General features: G+C 43.7%; 5 protein-coding genes. All 5 read left to right on the top strand.

Annotation, left to right across the window (positions count from 1 at the left end; translation table 11 throughout):
• Window positions 1–228: 228 nt before the first annotated feature.
• The 5 genes from IPL35_07920 to IPL35_07900 all read left to right on the top strand — a co-directional run bounded on the left by IPL35_07920 (window position 229) and on the right by IPL35_07900 (window position 14,781).
• On the top strand, window positions 229–4,581 hold the full coding sequence (locus IPL35_07920; GenBank protein ID MBK8443328.1) for a hypothetical protein: 4,353 nt from the start codon (window positions 229–231) through the stop codon (window positions 4,579–4,581).
• 78 nt (window positions 4,582–4,659) lie between these two features.
• On the top strand, window positions 4,660–6,036 hold the full coding sequence (locus IPL35_07915; protein MBK8443327.1) for a hypothetical protein: 1,377 nt from the start codon (window positions 4,660–4,662) through the stop codon (window positions 6,034–6,036).
• A 477-nt stretch (window positions 6,037–6,513) separates the two neighbouring features.
• The gene (locus tag IPL35_07910; GenBank protein ID MBK8443326.1) at window positions 6,514–12,108 is read left to right on the top strand and encodes a gliding motility-associated C-terminal domain-containing protein; all 5,595 of its coding nucleotides are present in this window, start codon (window positions 6,514–6,516) and stop codon (window positions 12,106–12,108) included.
• Between the two features lie 169 nt (window positions 12,109–12,277).
• On the top strand, window positions 12,278–13,222 hold the full coding sequence (locus tag IPL35_07905; GenBank protein ID MBK8443325.1) for a type IX secretion system membrane protein PorP/SprF: 945 nt from the start codon (window positions 12,278–12,280) through the stop codon (window positions 13,220–13,222).
• A 215-nt stretch (window positions 13,223–13,437) separates the two neighbouring features.
• Entirely contained in the window at window positions 13,438–14,781 is a 1,344-nt protein-coding gene (locus IPL35_07900) for a vanadium-dependent haloperoxidase (protein ID MBK8443324.1), read from the top strand.
• The last annotated feature ends 138 nt before the right edge of the window (window positions 14,782–14,919 follow it).

Raw genomic sequence — 14,919 nt, 5'->3', positions numbered from 1 at the left:
TTTTTACATACAAATTTAAAAGAATGGAATAGATTTTGTTAGTCTTGCAAGAGTCGTTCTGTGTTTTATGTTGTTTATAAAAGAGTACAGAATTGTACTACATAAAATAACGAAAATAATAGTATAATAAATAATTGAATATCAATATATTAAAACAAAAAAAATAGTATGAAAGCAAAATTTTTACTATTGGGGTTTGTCATGTTTTGTATGTTTTTTACTACAAAAATGTACGGACAGTGTGTAGCTAATGCCGGAGTCGATAAAATGGCTTGCGGTATGACTACAACATTATCTGCTACAGCAACTTCAGGTGTGGGAACCTGGAGTGGAACAGGCAATTTCTCCAATATCCATAGTCCCACTACTACGGTAACTGTGCTGGCTTACGGTTCGTATGTCTATACTTGGACAATACAAGAGGGAGCTTGTACAGATAGCGACCAAGTAATTGTTACCTTTGATCCGCCTCCTTCAGACCCTAATGCCGGTCCTGATATGACGGTTTGCGGCTTAACCTACAATTTGCAAGGAACTCCTTTAGCCATAGGAACCGGTGTTTGGAGTGGCTCAGGGGTATTTAGTAATGCTTCCAGTCCTACCTCCTCAGTAACAGTGCCTACTTATGGTACTTATACTTTTTATTGGAATGCGAGTAATTGCGAATGTCCGGTCAAAACAGATGGAGTTACAATAACATTTATAAACCCTATTATTCCGGCTAATGCAGGCAGCGACCAAAGTGTATGCGGAAATACCACAACTTTGACAGCACAACCTGCTAATGGTGGAAATGTCGGCACTTGGAGTAGTAGTGTCAGCAATGTTGTATTTTCAGATATTCATAACCCGCTTAGTACTGTTACAGTGCCTTCAACAGGTACTTATACTTTTATTTGGCAGGTGAGCGGAGATTGCGGAATGGGAAGTGATCAGGTACAAGTTACATTTAATACAGCTCCTACGGTCACTGTTACCGGAGATACACAGATATGCACAGGAGAAACCACACAGCTTACTGCAAGTGGAGGTATTTCTTATACATGGACACCATCTATAGGTATCGTTGATATCAGTGGATCTTCCGTAACATTGAGCCCTGCACAAACAACAACTTATACAGTTACTGTAAATGGTGCAGGTGGTTGTATTGTTTCAAAAAATGTAACAGTAACAGTGCTGAATGCTCCTAATGCGCAAGTTGCAGATGATCAAGTAACTAATTGTAGCGGAAGCGGTGTACAACTTCAAGCCAGTGGTGGTGCAACATATAGTTGGTCTCCCACAACAGGTCTTAGTAATCCTAATATAGCCAATCCTATAGCCAATCCTTCTGCCACCACTACTTATACGGTCACAGTTACTGGTGGAAATGGTTGTACTGATACAGAGCAAGTAACAGTAAATGTATCAAATATAAATATAGACGTAAATGCAGGTGTAGATGCTATGGCTTGCGGTTTGCAATATCAATTATCAGCGTCTCCCTCAACAGGACAGTGGAGTGGTGTAAATACGGCTGTTTTTAGCGATATACACGACCCTCATGCCACTGTTACAGTTCCCTTGTTTGGTGCTTATTCATTTACATGGACGGCATCTAACGGAGATTGTACAGCTTCTGATAATGTGGTAGTAGATTTTGGGGATTATCCAACCATTGCTCAGGCAGGTGCAGATGCTTCTGCTCCTTGCGGTTCTTTAACTTATACATTACAGGCAAATACATTAACTGTTGGAACAGGAACTTGGACAGGTAGTGCTGGTGTAGTATTTTCAGATACTCATAATCCGCACGCTACAGTAACCGTTCCTTCAGCAGGTATTTATACTTTTACTTGGACAAGTGAAAATTGTGATTGTCCTCCTTCTTCTGATCAGGTAGTTATTAATTTTCCTGCTAATACTGTAGCAAATGCGGGATCAGATGTAAGTATCTGTACAGGCGGCAGCACGCAGTTGAATGCGAGCGGCGGCACCTCATATAGTTGGAGTCCTTCTACAGGATTGAGCAATGCGAATATTGCAAATCCGACAGCGAATCCAGGCAGTACCACGACTTATACAGTGACGGTATCGAACGGCACTTGTAGCGACACCGACGAGGTGACGGTAACGATAGGAAATAGTGTAACAGCAAATGCGGGATCAGATGTAAGTATCTGTACAGGCGGCAGCACGCAGTTGAATGCGAGCGGCGGCACCTCATATAGTTGGAGTCCTTCTACAGGATTGAGCAATGCGAATATTGCAAATCCGACAGCGAATCCAAGCAGTACCACGACTTATACAGTGACGGTATCGAACGGCACTTGTAGCGACACCGACGAGGTGACGGTAACGATAGGAAATAGTGTAACAGCAAATGCGGGATCAGATGTAAGTATCTGTACAGGCGGCAGCACGCAGTTGAATGCGAGCGGCGGCACCTCATATAGTTGGAGTCCTTCAACAGGCTTGAGCAATGCGAATATTGCAAATCCGACAGCGAATCCAAGCAGCACCACTACATATACAGTGACGGTATCGAACGGCACTTGCAGCGATACCGACCAGGTGACGGTAACGGTAGGAAATAGTGTAACAGCAAATGCGGGATCAGATGTAAGTATCTGTACAGGCGGCAGCACGCAGTTGAATGCGAGCGGCGGCATCTCATATAGTTGGAGTCCTTCTACAGGATTGAGCAATGCGAATATTGCAAATCCGACAGCTAATCCAAGCAGTACCACGACTTATACAGTGACGGTATCGAACGGCACTTGTAGCGACACCGACGAGGTGACGGTAACGGTAGGAAATAGTGTAACAGCAAATGCGGGATCAGATGTAAGTATCTGTACAGGCGGCAGCACACAGTTGAATGCGAGCGGTGGCACCTCATATAGTTGGAGTCCTTCTACAGGATTGAGCAATGCGAATATTGCAAATCCGACAGCTAATCCAGGCAGTACCACGACTTATACAGTGACGGTATCGAACGGCACTTGCAGCGACACCGACCAAGTGACGGTAACGATAGGAAATAGTGTAACAGCAAATGCAGGTTCAGATGTAAGTATCTGTACAGGCGGCGGCACACAATTAAATGCAAGTGGCGGCACCTCATATAGTTGGAGTCCTTCAACAGGCTTGAGCAATGCGAATATTGCAAATCCGACAGCGAATCCAGGCAGTACCACGACTTATACAGTGACGGTATCGAACGGCACTTGTAGCGACACCGACGAGGTGACTGTAACGGTAGGAAATAGTGTAACAGCAAATGCGGGTTCAGATGTAAGTATCTGTACAGGCGGCAGCACGCAGTTGAATGCGAGCGGCGGCACCTCATATAGTTGGAGTCCTTCTACAGGATTGAGCAATGCGAATATTGCGAATCCGACAGCTAATCCAAGCAGTACCACGACTTATACAGTGACGGTATCGAACGGCACTTGTAGCGACACCGACCAAGTGACGGTAACGATAGGAAATAGTGTAACAGCAAATGCGGGATCAGATGTAAGTATTTGTACAGGCGGCAGCACGCAGTTGAATGCGAGCGGCGGCACCTCATATAGTTGGAGTCCTTCTACAGGATTGAGCAATGCGAATATTGCAAATCCGACAGCTAATCCAAGCAGTACCACGACTTATACAGTGACGGTATCGAACGGCACTTGTAGCGACACCGACGAGGTGACGGTAACGATAGGAAATAGTGTAACAGCAAATGCGGGATCAGATGTAAGTATCTGTACAGGCGGCAGCACGCAGTTGAATGCGAGCGGCGGCACCTCATATAGTTGGAGTCCTTCTACAGGATTGAGCAATGCGAATATTGCGAATCCGACAGCGACCCCAAGCAGTACCACGACTTATACAGTGACGGTATCGAACGGCACTTGTACGGATACTGACCAAGTGACGGTAACGATAGGAAATAGTGTAACAGCGAATGCGGGATCAGATGTAAGTATTTGTACAGGCGGCAGCACGCAGTTGAATGCGAGCGGCGGCACCTCATATAGTTGGAGTCCTTCTACAGGATTGAGCAATGCGAATATTGCGAATCCGACAGCGACCCCAAGCAGTACCACGACTTATACAGTGACGGTATCGAACGGCACTTGTAGCGACACCGACCAAGTGACTGTAACAGTAGGAAATAGTGTAACAGCAAATGCGGGATCAGATGTAAGTATCTGTACAGGCGGCAGCACGCAGTTGAATGCGAGCGGCGGCACCTCATATAGTTGGAGTCCTTCTACAGGATTGAGCAATGCAAATATTGCAAATCCGACAGCGACCCCAAGCAGTACCACGACTTATACAGTGACGGTATCGAACGGCACTTGTACGGATACTGACCAAGTGACGGTAACGATAGGAAATAGTGTAACAGCGAATGCGGGATCAGATGTAAGTATTTGTACAGGCGGCAGCACGCAGTTGAATGCGAGCGGCGGCACCTCATATAGTTGGAGTCCTTCTACAGGATTGAGCAATGCGAATATTGCGAATCCGACAGCTAATCCAAGCAGTACCACGACTTATACAGTGACGATAGGGAGCGCCACTTGTAGGGATAGTGAGTAGGCGATTGTATAAGTAGGGAATAGTGTAACAGCAATAGCGAGTTCAGATGTAAGTATCTGTACAGGCGGCAGCACGCAGTTGAATGCGAGCGGCGGCACCTCATATAGTTGGAGTCCTTCTACAGGATTGAGCAATGCGAATATTGCAAATCCAACAGCGACCCCAAGCAGTACCACGACTTATACAGTGACGGTATCGAACGGCACTTGTAGCGACACCGACCAAGTGACTGTAACGGTAAATAATACAACTGTTGATGCAAATGCAGGGGCTGATGGAATGGCTTGTGGTAAATCATATCAATTAAGTGCTAACGGTTCAATAGGTTCAGGAGTATGGACATCAAACCCAAGTGCAGGAGTTGTTTTTTCTAATTCTAATGATCCTCACTCAACAGTAACTGTATCTAATTTTGGTTTTTATACCTTTATCTGGACACTGAATGGTATTTGCGGTACAGATTCTGATAATGTAATAGTAGAATTTGGAGATTATCCTTCACCGGCAATAGCGGGTAATGACGCAACAGTATGTGGTTTAACTTATACTATGCAAGCGCAAATTCCTGCTATAGGAACTGGTACTTGGGGGATAGATTCAGGAGTTACTATTTCAAATGTTAATGACCCTCACGCAACTGTAACTGTTAATAATTATGGTTCTTATGTATTTACTTGGATAACAACCAACTGCTCTTGTCCTCCAAATGGAGATCAGGTAACAATTACTTTTGAAAACCCAAATCATGCAAATGCAGGTGCTGATGTAGCAATTTGTCAGGGACAAAGTACACAATTGAATGCGAGCGGTGGAATTTCCTATAGCTGGTCGCCTGCTTCGGGTTTAAGTAACCCTAATATTGCTAATCCTACAGCATCACCTAATAATACAACAACTTATACAGTTACTGTAGTAAATGCACAAGGTTGTACAGATACTGACCAAGTTACCATTACAGTTGCAGACCCGGTATATGGAAATGCAGGTGGAGGCAATACAATTTGTGCAGGTGGTTCAGTGCAATTGTGGGCAAGTGGCGGCACAACTTACAGTTGGTCACCGTCGAATGGTTTGAGCAATGCAAACATTTCCAACCCGACCGCCTCACCAAGTGCTACCACTATTTACACGGTAACGATTACCAATGCGCAAGGTTGCAGCGATACTGAACAAGTAACCGTGACAGTAAATGATCCGGTATATGGCAGTGCAGGTGTAAACGGTGGCAACAATACAATTTGTGCAGGTGGTTCAGTGCAATTGTGGGCAAGTGGCGGCACAACATACAGTTGGTCACCGTCGAATGGTTTGAGCAATGCAAACATTTCCAACCCGACCGCCTCACCAAGTGCTACCACTATTTACACGGTAACGATTACCAATGCGCAAGGTTGCAGCGATACTGAACAAGTAACCGTGACAGTAAATGATCCGTATATGGCAGTGCAGGTGTAAACGGTGGCAACAATACAATTTGTGCAGGTGGTTCAGTGCAATTGTGGGCAAGTGGCGGCACAACATACAGTTGGTCACCGTCGAATGGTTTGAGCAATGCAAACATTTCCAACCCGACCGCCTCACCAAGTGCTACCACTATTTACACGGTAACGATTACCAATGCGCAAGGTTGCAGCGATACTGAACAAGTAACCGTGACAGTAAATGATCCGGTATATGGCAGTGCAGGTGTAAACGGTGGCAACAATACAATTTGTGCAGGTGGTTCAGTGCAATTGTGGGCAAGTGGCGGCACAACATACAGTTGGTCACCGTCGAATGGTTTGAGCAATGCAAATATTTCTAACCCGACCGCCTCACCAAGTGCAACAACAACTTACACTGTAACTATCACTAACGCCAACGGTTGTAGTGATACCGAACAAGTAACCGTGACAGTAAATGATCCGGTATATGGCAGTGCAGGTGTAAACGGTGGCAACAATACAATTTGCAGGTGGTTCAGTGCAATTGTGGGCAAGTGGCGGCACAACATACAGTTGGTCACCGTCGAATGGTTTGAGCAATGCAAATATTTCCAACCCGACCGCCTCACCAAGTGCTACCACTACTTACACGGTAACGATTAGTAATGCGCAAGGTTGCAGCGATACTGAACAAGTAACCGTGACAGTAAATGATCCGGTATATGGCAGTGCAGGTGTAAACGGTGGCAACAATACAATTTGTGCAGGTGGTTCAGTGCAATTGTGGGCAAGTGGCGGCACAACATACAGTTGGTCACCGTCGAATGGTTTGAGCAATGCAAATATTTCCAACCCGACCGCCTCACCAAGTGCAACAACAACTTACACTGTAACTATCACTAACGCCAACGGTTGTAGTGATACCGAACAAGTAATCGTGACAGTAAATGATCCGGTATATGGCAGTGCAGGTGTAAACGGTGGCAACAATACAATTTGTGCAGGTGGTTCAGTGCAATTGTGGGCAAGTGGCGGCACAACATACAGTTGGTCACCGTCGAATGGTTTGAGCAATGCAAATATTTCTAACCCGACCGCCTCACCAAGTGCTACCACTATTTACACGGTAACGATTACCAATGCGCAAGGTTGCAGCGATACTGAACAAGTAACCGTGACAGTAAATGATCCGGTATATGGCAGTGCAGGTGTAAACGGTGGCAACAATACAATTTGTGCAGGTGGTTCAGTGCAATTGTGGGCAAGTGGCGGCACAACTTACAGTTGGTCACCGTCGAATGGTTTGAGCAATGCAAATATCGCCAACCCGACTGCTTCACCAAGTGCAACAACAACTTACACGGTAACTATCACTAACGCCAACGGTTGCAGCGATACTGAACAAGTAACAGTAACAGTGAACGAACCAGTATATGGCAGTGCAGGTGTAAACGGTGGCAACAATACAATTTGTGCAGGTGGTTCAGTGCAATTGTGGGCAAGTGGCGGCACAACATACAGTTGGTCACCGTCGAATGGTTTGAGCAATGCGAATATCGCCAACCCGACTGCTTCACCAAGTGCAACAACAACTTACACGGTAACGATTAGTAATGCACAAGGTTGCAGTGATACTGAACAAGTAACTGTAACAGTGAACGAACCAGTATATGGAAATGCAGGTGGTGATGGAACTATTTGTGCAGGTGGTTCAGTACAATTGTGGGCAAGTGGCGGCACAACATACAGTTGGTCACCGTCGAATGGTTTGAGCAATGCAAATATCGCCAACCCGACCGCCTCACCAAGTGCTACCACTACTTACACGGTAACGATTAGTAATGCGCAAGGTTGCAGCGATACTGAACAAGTAACAGTGACTGTGAACGAACCCGTCTATGGAAATGCAGGTGGTGATGGAACTATTTGTGCAGGCGGCTCAGTGCAATTATGGGCAAGTGGAGGCACAACATACAGTTGGTCACCGTCGAATGGTTTGAGCAATGCAAATATCGCCAACCCGACCTCTTCACCAAGTGCAACGACTATTTACACGGTAACTATCACTAATGCCAACGGTTGTAGTGATACCGAAGAAGTAACTGTAATAGTAGCTCCGGCTTCTAATGCTTCAGCAGGTGCTGATGTAACTATTTGCGAAGGCGAAGATACGCAATTGAACGCAAGCGGCGGTACAACTTATAGTTGGTCACCTGCCACAGGATTGAGTAATCCGAATATTGCCAATCCGATTGCCTCACCAAGCACAACAACTACTTATACTGTAACCGTAACCAATGCACAAGGTTGCAGTGATACCGACCAAGTGACAGTTACAGTATTACCTCCGGTTGTATTGAATGCCGGAAATGATATGGCTGTATGCGGTCATACTGCTGTATTACAAGCAAGCGGTAATGGTTATTGGACAGTGGAACCTTCAAATGGCGTTTCTATCTCTAACATTAATGACCCACACGCAACGGTAACTGTTCCTGCTGATGGTTTCTATGCTTTTAATTGGAACACTTCAGGTGCAGTCTGCGGTAATTCGTTTGACCAAGTGATTGTACAATTTGGCAGCAACCCAACTCCTGCAAATGCGGGACCTGATGCAACAACCTGCGGTTTAAGTTATACAATGAATGCTAATGCTCCGTATGTAGGTATGGGTACTTGGATTGGAAATGGTATTTTCTCTAATTCAACTGACCCACACGCAACAGTAACAGTTGCAGTACCGGGTACTTATGCTTTTACATGGATTACCACGAATTGTACTTGTGCTCCGAGCAGTGATTTGGTTTTCATTACTTTCGGACAAGGAAGTGGTGTGAATGCAGGTGCTGACCAAACTATTTGTGCGGGTGAGAGCGTACAGTTAAATGCGAGTGGTGGTGCTAATTACTCTTGGTCGCCGACAGTAGGTTTAAGTAATCCTAATATTGCAAATCCGGTTGCAAATCCGGCAGCTACAACTACTTACGCCGTAACTTCTACGGATGCGGGCGGTTGTGTAAGTGTAGATTATGTAACCGTAACTGTAAATAACGGAAGCCCTGTGAATGCGGGTACAGATGATAGCACTTGCGGCTTGAACTATATGCTCAATGCAACAGGTAGCGGTACTTGGTCAGCAGTAGGAGGCGGTATATCATTTAGCAATAATAATGACCCACACACAATGGTAACTGTATCTTCACCGGGCTACTATGTATTTACATGGACAGCAAACGGCGGCGGTGCTTGTGGTGGTGGCAACGATCAGGTAGCCATTACATTTACACAATATGATGCTACTGCTTATGCAGGTGCTTCTGCCACAGTAGAATCATTAACCTATACATTGAACGCCAATACTCCACAATTTGCTACAGGAACTTGGAGCGGAGTTGATGGTGCAGTATTTGCAAATGTAAACAACCCGAATACTACTGTGACGGTTCCTGCCTACAGTACTTATATATTTACATGGACTATCAATAATAATGGGGACTGTGATGATGCAGTTGCTACTGTAAGTATTACTTTCAATGCACCGACTCCAACTTGCGAAATAAGTGCGGGCGGGCTTATCAGCAGCTCTACCAATACTTGGTGTGCAGGTGCTGATAATGCAACTGTTACTGTTTTGAGCAGTGGCAGCACCGGAGATAATCTTAAATATTTAGTCACAAAATCAAATGGTGAAATTATATTAATATCAAACAGCAGCACATTCACCATCAGCAGTGCTACGGCAACTACTTTAAGAGTATATTCTGTTGTATATACAGGAAGTATAAATGGTTTGAATGTAGGAGATAATCTTTCTGCTGTCAGTGGTGCTTGTTTTGATATATCTGATACTTATGTATCATTTATTGAAGATTGTACTCCTGTTTGTACTGCAAACGGCGGCACATTATCGGCTGCTCCTATAAATATTTGTGCCAATGATGCTATCGCTAATACTATTAATGTGAGTACCACCGGCGCATCGGGAGCTAATCATGCTTATGTTGTTACAAATACCCAAGGTACAATTCTTTCTGTAAGCAATACTGCAACAGTAACATTGAGTAATACAATAGGTACTTATTTAATTTGGAGTATATCTTATGAAAATGGTTTGCAGGGATTGACAACAGGAGCCAGCGCAGCTAATTTAGAAGGTTGCTTTGATTTATCCAATTCAGTATCTGTTAATGTAATTGATTGCGAAACTCCTTGCCAAGATGTATTAGAATATTGCACTACACCGCAAACCTTAATTAATATTTGTCTTGAATTATGCGATATGCCTGATGCCAATATTACTGAACTGACAAGTCTGTATGATTGCAGTGTAAATATTGAATCTGCTCATTGCTTCAGCTATATCCCGCTTCCGGCTTTTGTAAATTTAACCGACCATGTAACCGTCACTTATTGTGATGCTGTGGGTAATTGTAATGAAATAATCATTAATATTTATGTAGGAAATTGTGATGGCACACCTGAACCTTGCACAATCCAAGCCAATGCAGGTGTTGATCAAGGCATTTGTCCGGGTGGCTCTGTAACATTGAGTGGTAGTGGCGGCACTTCTTATGCGTGGTCGCCTGCTACGGGCTTGAGCAATGCCGGCATCGCTAATCCGGTTGCAAGCCCTACAGCTACCACAACTTATACATTAACAGTAACCGATGCCAATGGCTGTAGCGATACCGATGAAGTAACTGTAACAGTTGGTAATACATTTACGGGAGCTAATGCCGGTGCTGACCAAACGCTATGCGCAGGTTTAGGAGTGTTGAGTACACAACTTAATGCCAGTGGCGGCACTTCTTATGCGTGGTCGCCGACTACGGGTTTGAGTAATCCTAATATTGCTAACCCAATCGTAAGCAATATCACACAAAGCATTACTTATACTGTTACTGTTACCAGCGCACAAGGCTGCACTGATACCGACCAAGTAACGATTACTGTAGGCAATGCACCTGAATTTACAGTAGGTACACCTGTTTGCAATAGCAATAATGCTTCATATAGTGTAGCAGTAAATGCTACAGGCGGCACAGGTGCTTATATCGCGGTTGTAGAAGGTGCCAATAACTACACACAACAATATAACTTTACAGGCAATGGGGTAAATATATCCTTACCACTTAACAGTAGCGGTTATATTATTTTGGTAAAAGATGCTCAAACAGATTGTAGTGGATATGGAGTTTCTATAAATGCTCCGCAAGGCTGCGGCACTCCTGAACCTTCGGATTGTGTTACCTTCCAAAGTATATGTGCTGAACCCGTAGAGCCACAAGCTGTTTGCTTGGATTTATGTGGTATGGAAGAAAGCAATGTTGAAATTATTGAAGCTGAAACTACCTACAATTGCAGTATTACCATACTCGGTGGTGCTTGTCTGCAATATACTGCTTTGCCTGCTTTCCAAGGTGTAGATACCATTCGTATTACGATGTGTACGCTTGATGGCACTATGTGCGAGCATTATGATGTAGAAGTAATGGTAGGTATTTGCGAAGGTTTGGCAGCAGCCGATGATGATATTGACTTTGATGGCAACAATGGTAGCCAAAGCACTTTCAATATCTTGGAAAACGACATCAACGCCAACAACGCTGTGGTATCTGCTTTCACGCAGCCGCAAAACGGAACGATAATCGTAGCAGAAGACGGAACAGTTGTATATAGTCCGGTGTCAGGTTTTGACGGCAACGACAGTTTTACTTATACCGTAACTGATGCACAAGGAAATGTTTCAACCGCTATCGTATATCTGAATATTCTACAACCCTACATTGCCGAAGAAGCCCTCAAAGCTAACTGCCGTGTAGAAGTGCCTAATGCTTTCTCTCCTAATAATGATGGTGTAAATGACGTATTCTTTGTAGATAAAACCAATTGTTATCCGCAATACAAATTTACCGTAGTGAATCGTTGGGGAGATATTGTATGCCAAAAACAAGGCACTAACCGAGACGACTTGTTGTGGGACGGTTGTGGCAATGCCGATGGCAAAGCAGTGGTAGAAGGTGTTTATTTCTACTTCTTGGAACTCCAAAGCGAAAGCGGCGAAACAGAAACACTCAATGGCTTTATTGAGGTGAAACGTTAGTAACATATATGAACGTAAAAAGGGCGGAAACTTTCCAGAGGCGGTGGTTTCCGTTCCTTTTTTTACTTTATATATTTTTTATAAAAAAAACACAGATATAATATATAATACAGAGCAGCTTTTCTTTTTTTTTGAGCAATTACTTTTAAAAAAATAATATACAATCAATATGCAGTTACTGAAAAAAATATTCCTCATTTGCCTTTTATGGGCATTTCATATTGCACCTGCTTGGGCGCAACAAGATTCGCGATACAGCTTGTATATGTTCAATGGTTTGGTGCTGAATCCTGCTTATGCGGGCACTAAAGATGTATTGAGCAGTGCCTTTTTCTATCGTCAGCAATGGGCGGGTGTAGAAGGCGCACCGGTTACTTTTTCACTCAGCACCCATAGTCCGGTGGGCAATGCACGCCGTGTGGGTTTGGGACTTTATTTAGAAAACGACAAAATTGGTATTCACAACCGCGTCAGTATATTTGGCAGCTACTCCTACAAATTCAAAGTAGGAGATGGAACGCTGTCGGCGGGTTTGCAAACGGGTTTGGTTTATTTCTCTTCGCGTATGACCGATATTGTTTCGCCCGAGGGCGTACCCGATATTGTGTTCAGCGAAGACCAATATTATCTGAAACCTAATTTTGGGGCGGGGTTATATTATTATAACAAACGCTTTTATGCAGGTGTGTCGATACCTACTTTGCTGGATTACAACAGCAGCGATGAAATTAAAAAAGTAACCAAACAATATCGCCAGTATTTGGCTACGGCGGGTGTGGTATATCCCATAGGAGATATGCTCAAGCTCAAACCCTCTATTTTATTAAAATCTATACCCGTTTTATCTCCCTTGCAAACCGATGCCAACGTGAGCATTTTATTTAAAGACGCATTTTGGGCAGGTGTTACCTATCGTACCAACGAGATAAATTTTAAACCCGAATCAATGGGCTTTCTTTTGGGCTACCGCTTTGAGCAGGGATTTACTTTTGGATACAGCTACGATATGAGTTTAACGGATATTCGTCAATACGGCAGTGGCAGCACACACGAAATTATGCTCTCTTATGATTTAATCAAGAATATTGCCACGGTATCACCTCGCTATTTTTAAAATATCAATGGCAAAAAATAATAATTAATGAAAGACTGTTAATCAATAAAGTAGTAAAAAAATCATATTTACAAGCAAATTATTTAGAGTTTTTTTTGACAAAAAAGTTCAAAATATGTAATAAAATAAGGAAAAAAAATAAAAATAAAACATTTTTATTGAAGGATGTCGTAACTTTGCCCCTGCATTTAGAACAAATTAATTTGTATTGTAAAATGAGAAAAATAAACTATGTATTGTTGAGTATTTTGGCTGTTGTTTTTACTTTTTCGTCTTGTACGCGAGATGAAGATAATAATACAATAGCAGTATCAACGCCTGCCGCTTCCATAGATGGTACTTATGCCAAAGCGTGGATGGACAAAACGGCAGAATTGGTAAAAACATATTCATTGTCGCCGCCCGCCGCATCGCGTTTGTTTGGTTGTATGGGCGTAGCTATGCACGAAGCTGTGGTAGGTGGTATAAAAGACGGTGTTTCATTGGAAGGGCAGCTGAACGATTTGACATCTGTTCCCGATCCTTCTGCAACCCGACAGTACGACTGGGCAGTAGTATTGGCATATACAATGGAAAATATGCTCGTAGAAACACTGCCAAATATCAGCGAAGCATCTGTGAGCGAGTTGGCGACTTTGCGCGAAACACAAATTGCAAAGCGCAAAACAGAAACTGCCCTGAGCAGCGAAATATTGTCGGCTTCGGAATTTTACGGCAAGCAAGTGGCACAGGTGGTAGAAGATTGGGTGGATACCGATAACTACTCCATTACACGCAATTTGACCTACGCATCGCCTTCCCGCGAAGGACACCCTGAATATTGGGACCCCGCTACACTCAATCAAACTGCTTTAGAGCCAATTTGGGGTACGTTGCGCCCTATATTTTTGTATAATGTAAATGCTTGTGAAGTGCCTTTGAGTATTCCTTTCGGCACAGACGAAACCTCTTCAATGTATGCCGAAGCAAAAGTAGTCTATGATGTATCTGTTAATCTTACCCAAGAACAAAAAGATATTGCGTACTATTGGGCAGATAATCCCGGACAATCTGCAACACCTCCCGGACACTGGATTATGATTATGGGACAAATGACCGAAAATTTGCACCTGAACTTGGAGCGCACCTCCGAAATGTATGCTTTGGGTAGCATTGCCTTGGCTGATGCTTTCATCACTTGTTGGTACACCAAATACAAATATAATTTGCTGCGTCCTGTTACCTATATCCGCGAATTTATGGGACACCCCGAATGGTCTTCGTTTATTGGTACGCCGCCGTTTCCCGAATATACCTCAGGACACTCCACCGGTTCGGGAGCAGCCTCCGCCATACTCACGCATTTATTTGGCGAAATGTCGTTTACTGACCGCACCCACCTCAATAATCCCAGTATCGGCACAATGCGCTTTTTCAATAACTTTGAAGAGGCAGCACAAGAAGCCGCCGACTCGCGCTTGTATGGCGGTATTCATTACCCCAACAGCAACGCAAAAGGATTGGAACAAGGCAGATGTATTGGCGAACAAATTTTGTCTTCCATCAAACTCAGAAACTAATACAATACTATTATTACGCACAAAAAAGCCCTCTTGTCATCTGCGACAAGAGGGCTTTTTACTTTAATGTCCTTTTTGTGATAAAAATATATATAAAACATTGTATAATCAAAAATATAGGCTTACCTTTGCGCACTT

This window comes from Sphingobacteriales bacterium (genome assembly GCA_016711285.1).
GTDB lineage: Bacteria > Bacteroidota > Bacteroidia > Chitinophagales > UBA2359 > JADJTG01.
This window is presented reverse-complemented; position numbering and strand designations above follow the sequence as displayed.

Coding starts and splice junctions, on each gene's coding strand:
- IPL35_07920 (MBK8443328.1), top strand. CDS start 229: ATGTACGGACAGTGTGTAGCTAATGCCGGAGTCGATAAAATGGCTTGC.
- IPL35_07905 (MBK8443325.1), top strand. CDS start 12,278: ATGCAGTTACTGAAAAAAATATTCCTCATTTGCCTTTTATGGGCATTT.
- IPL35_07900 (MBK8443324.1), top strand. CDS start 13,438: ATGAGAAAAATAAACTATGTATTGTTGAGTATTTTGGCTGTTGTTTTT.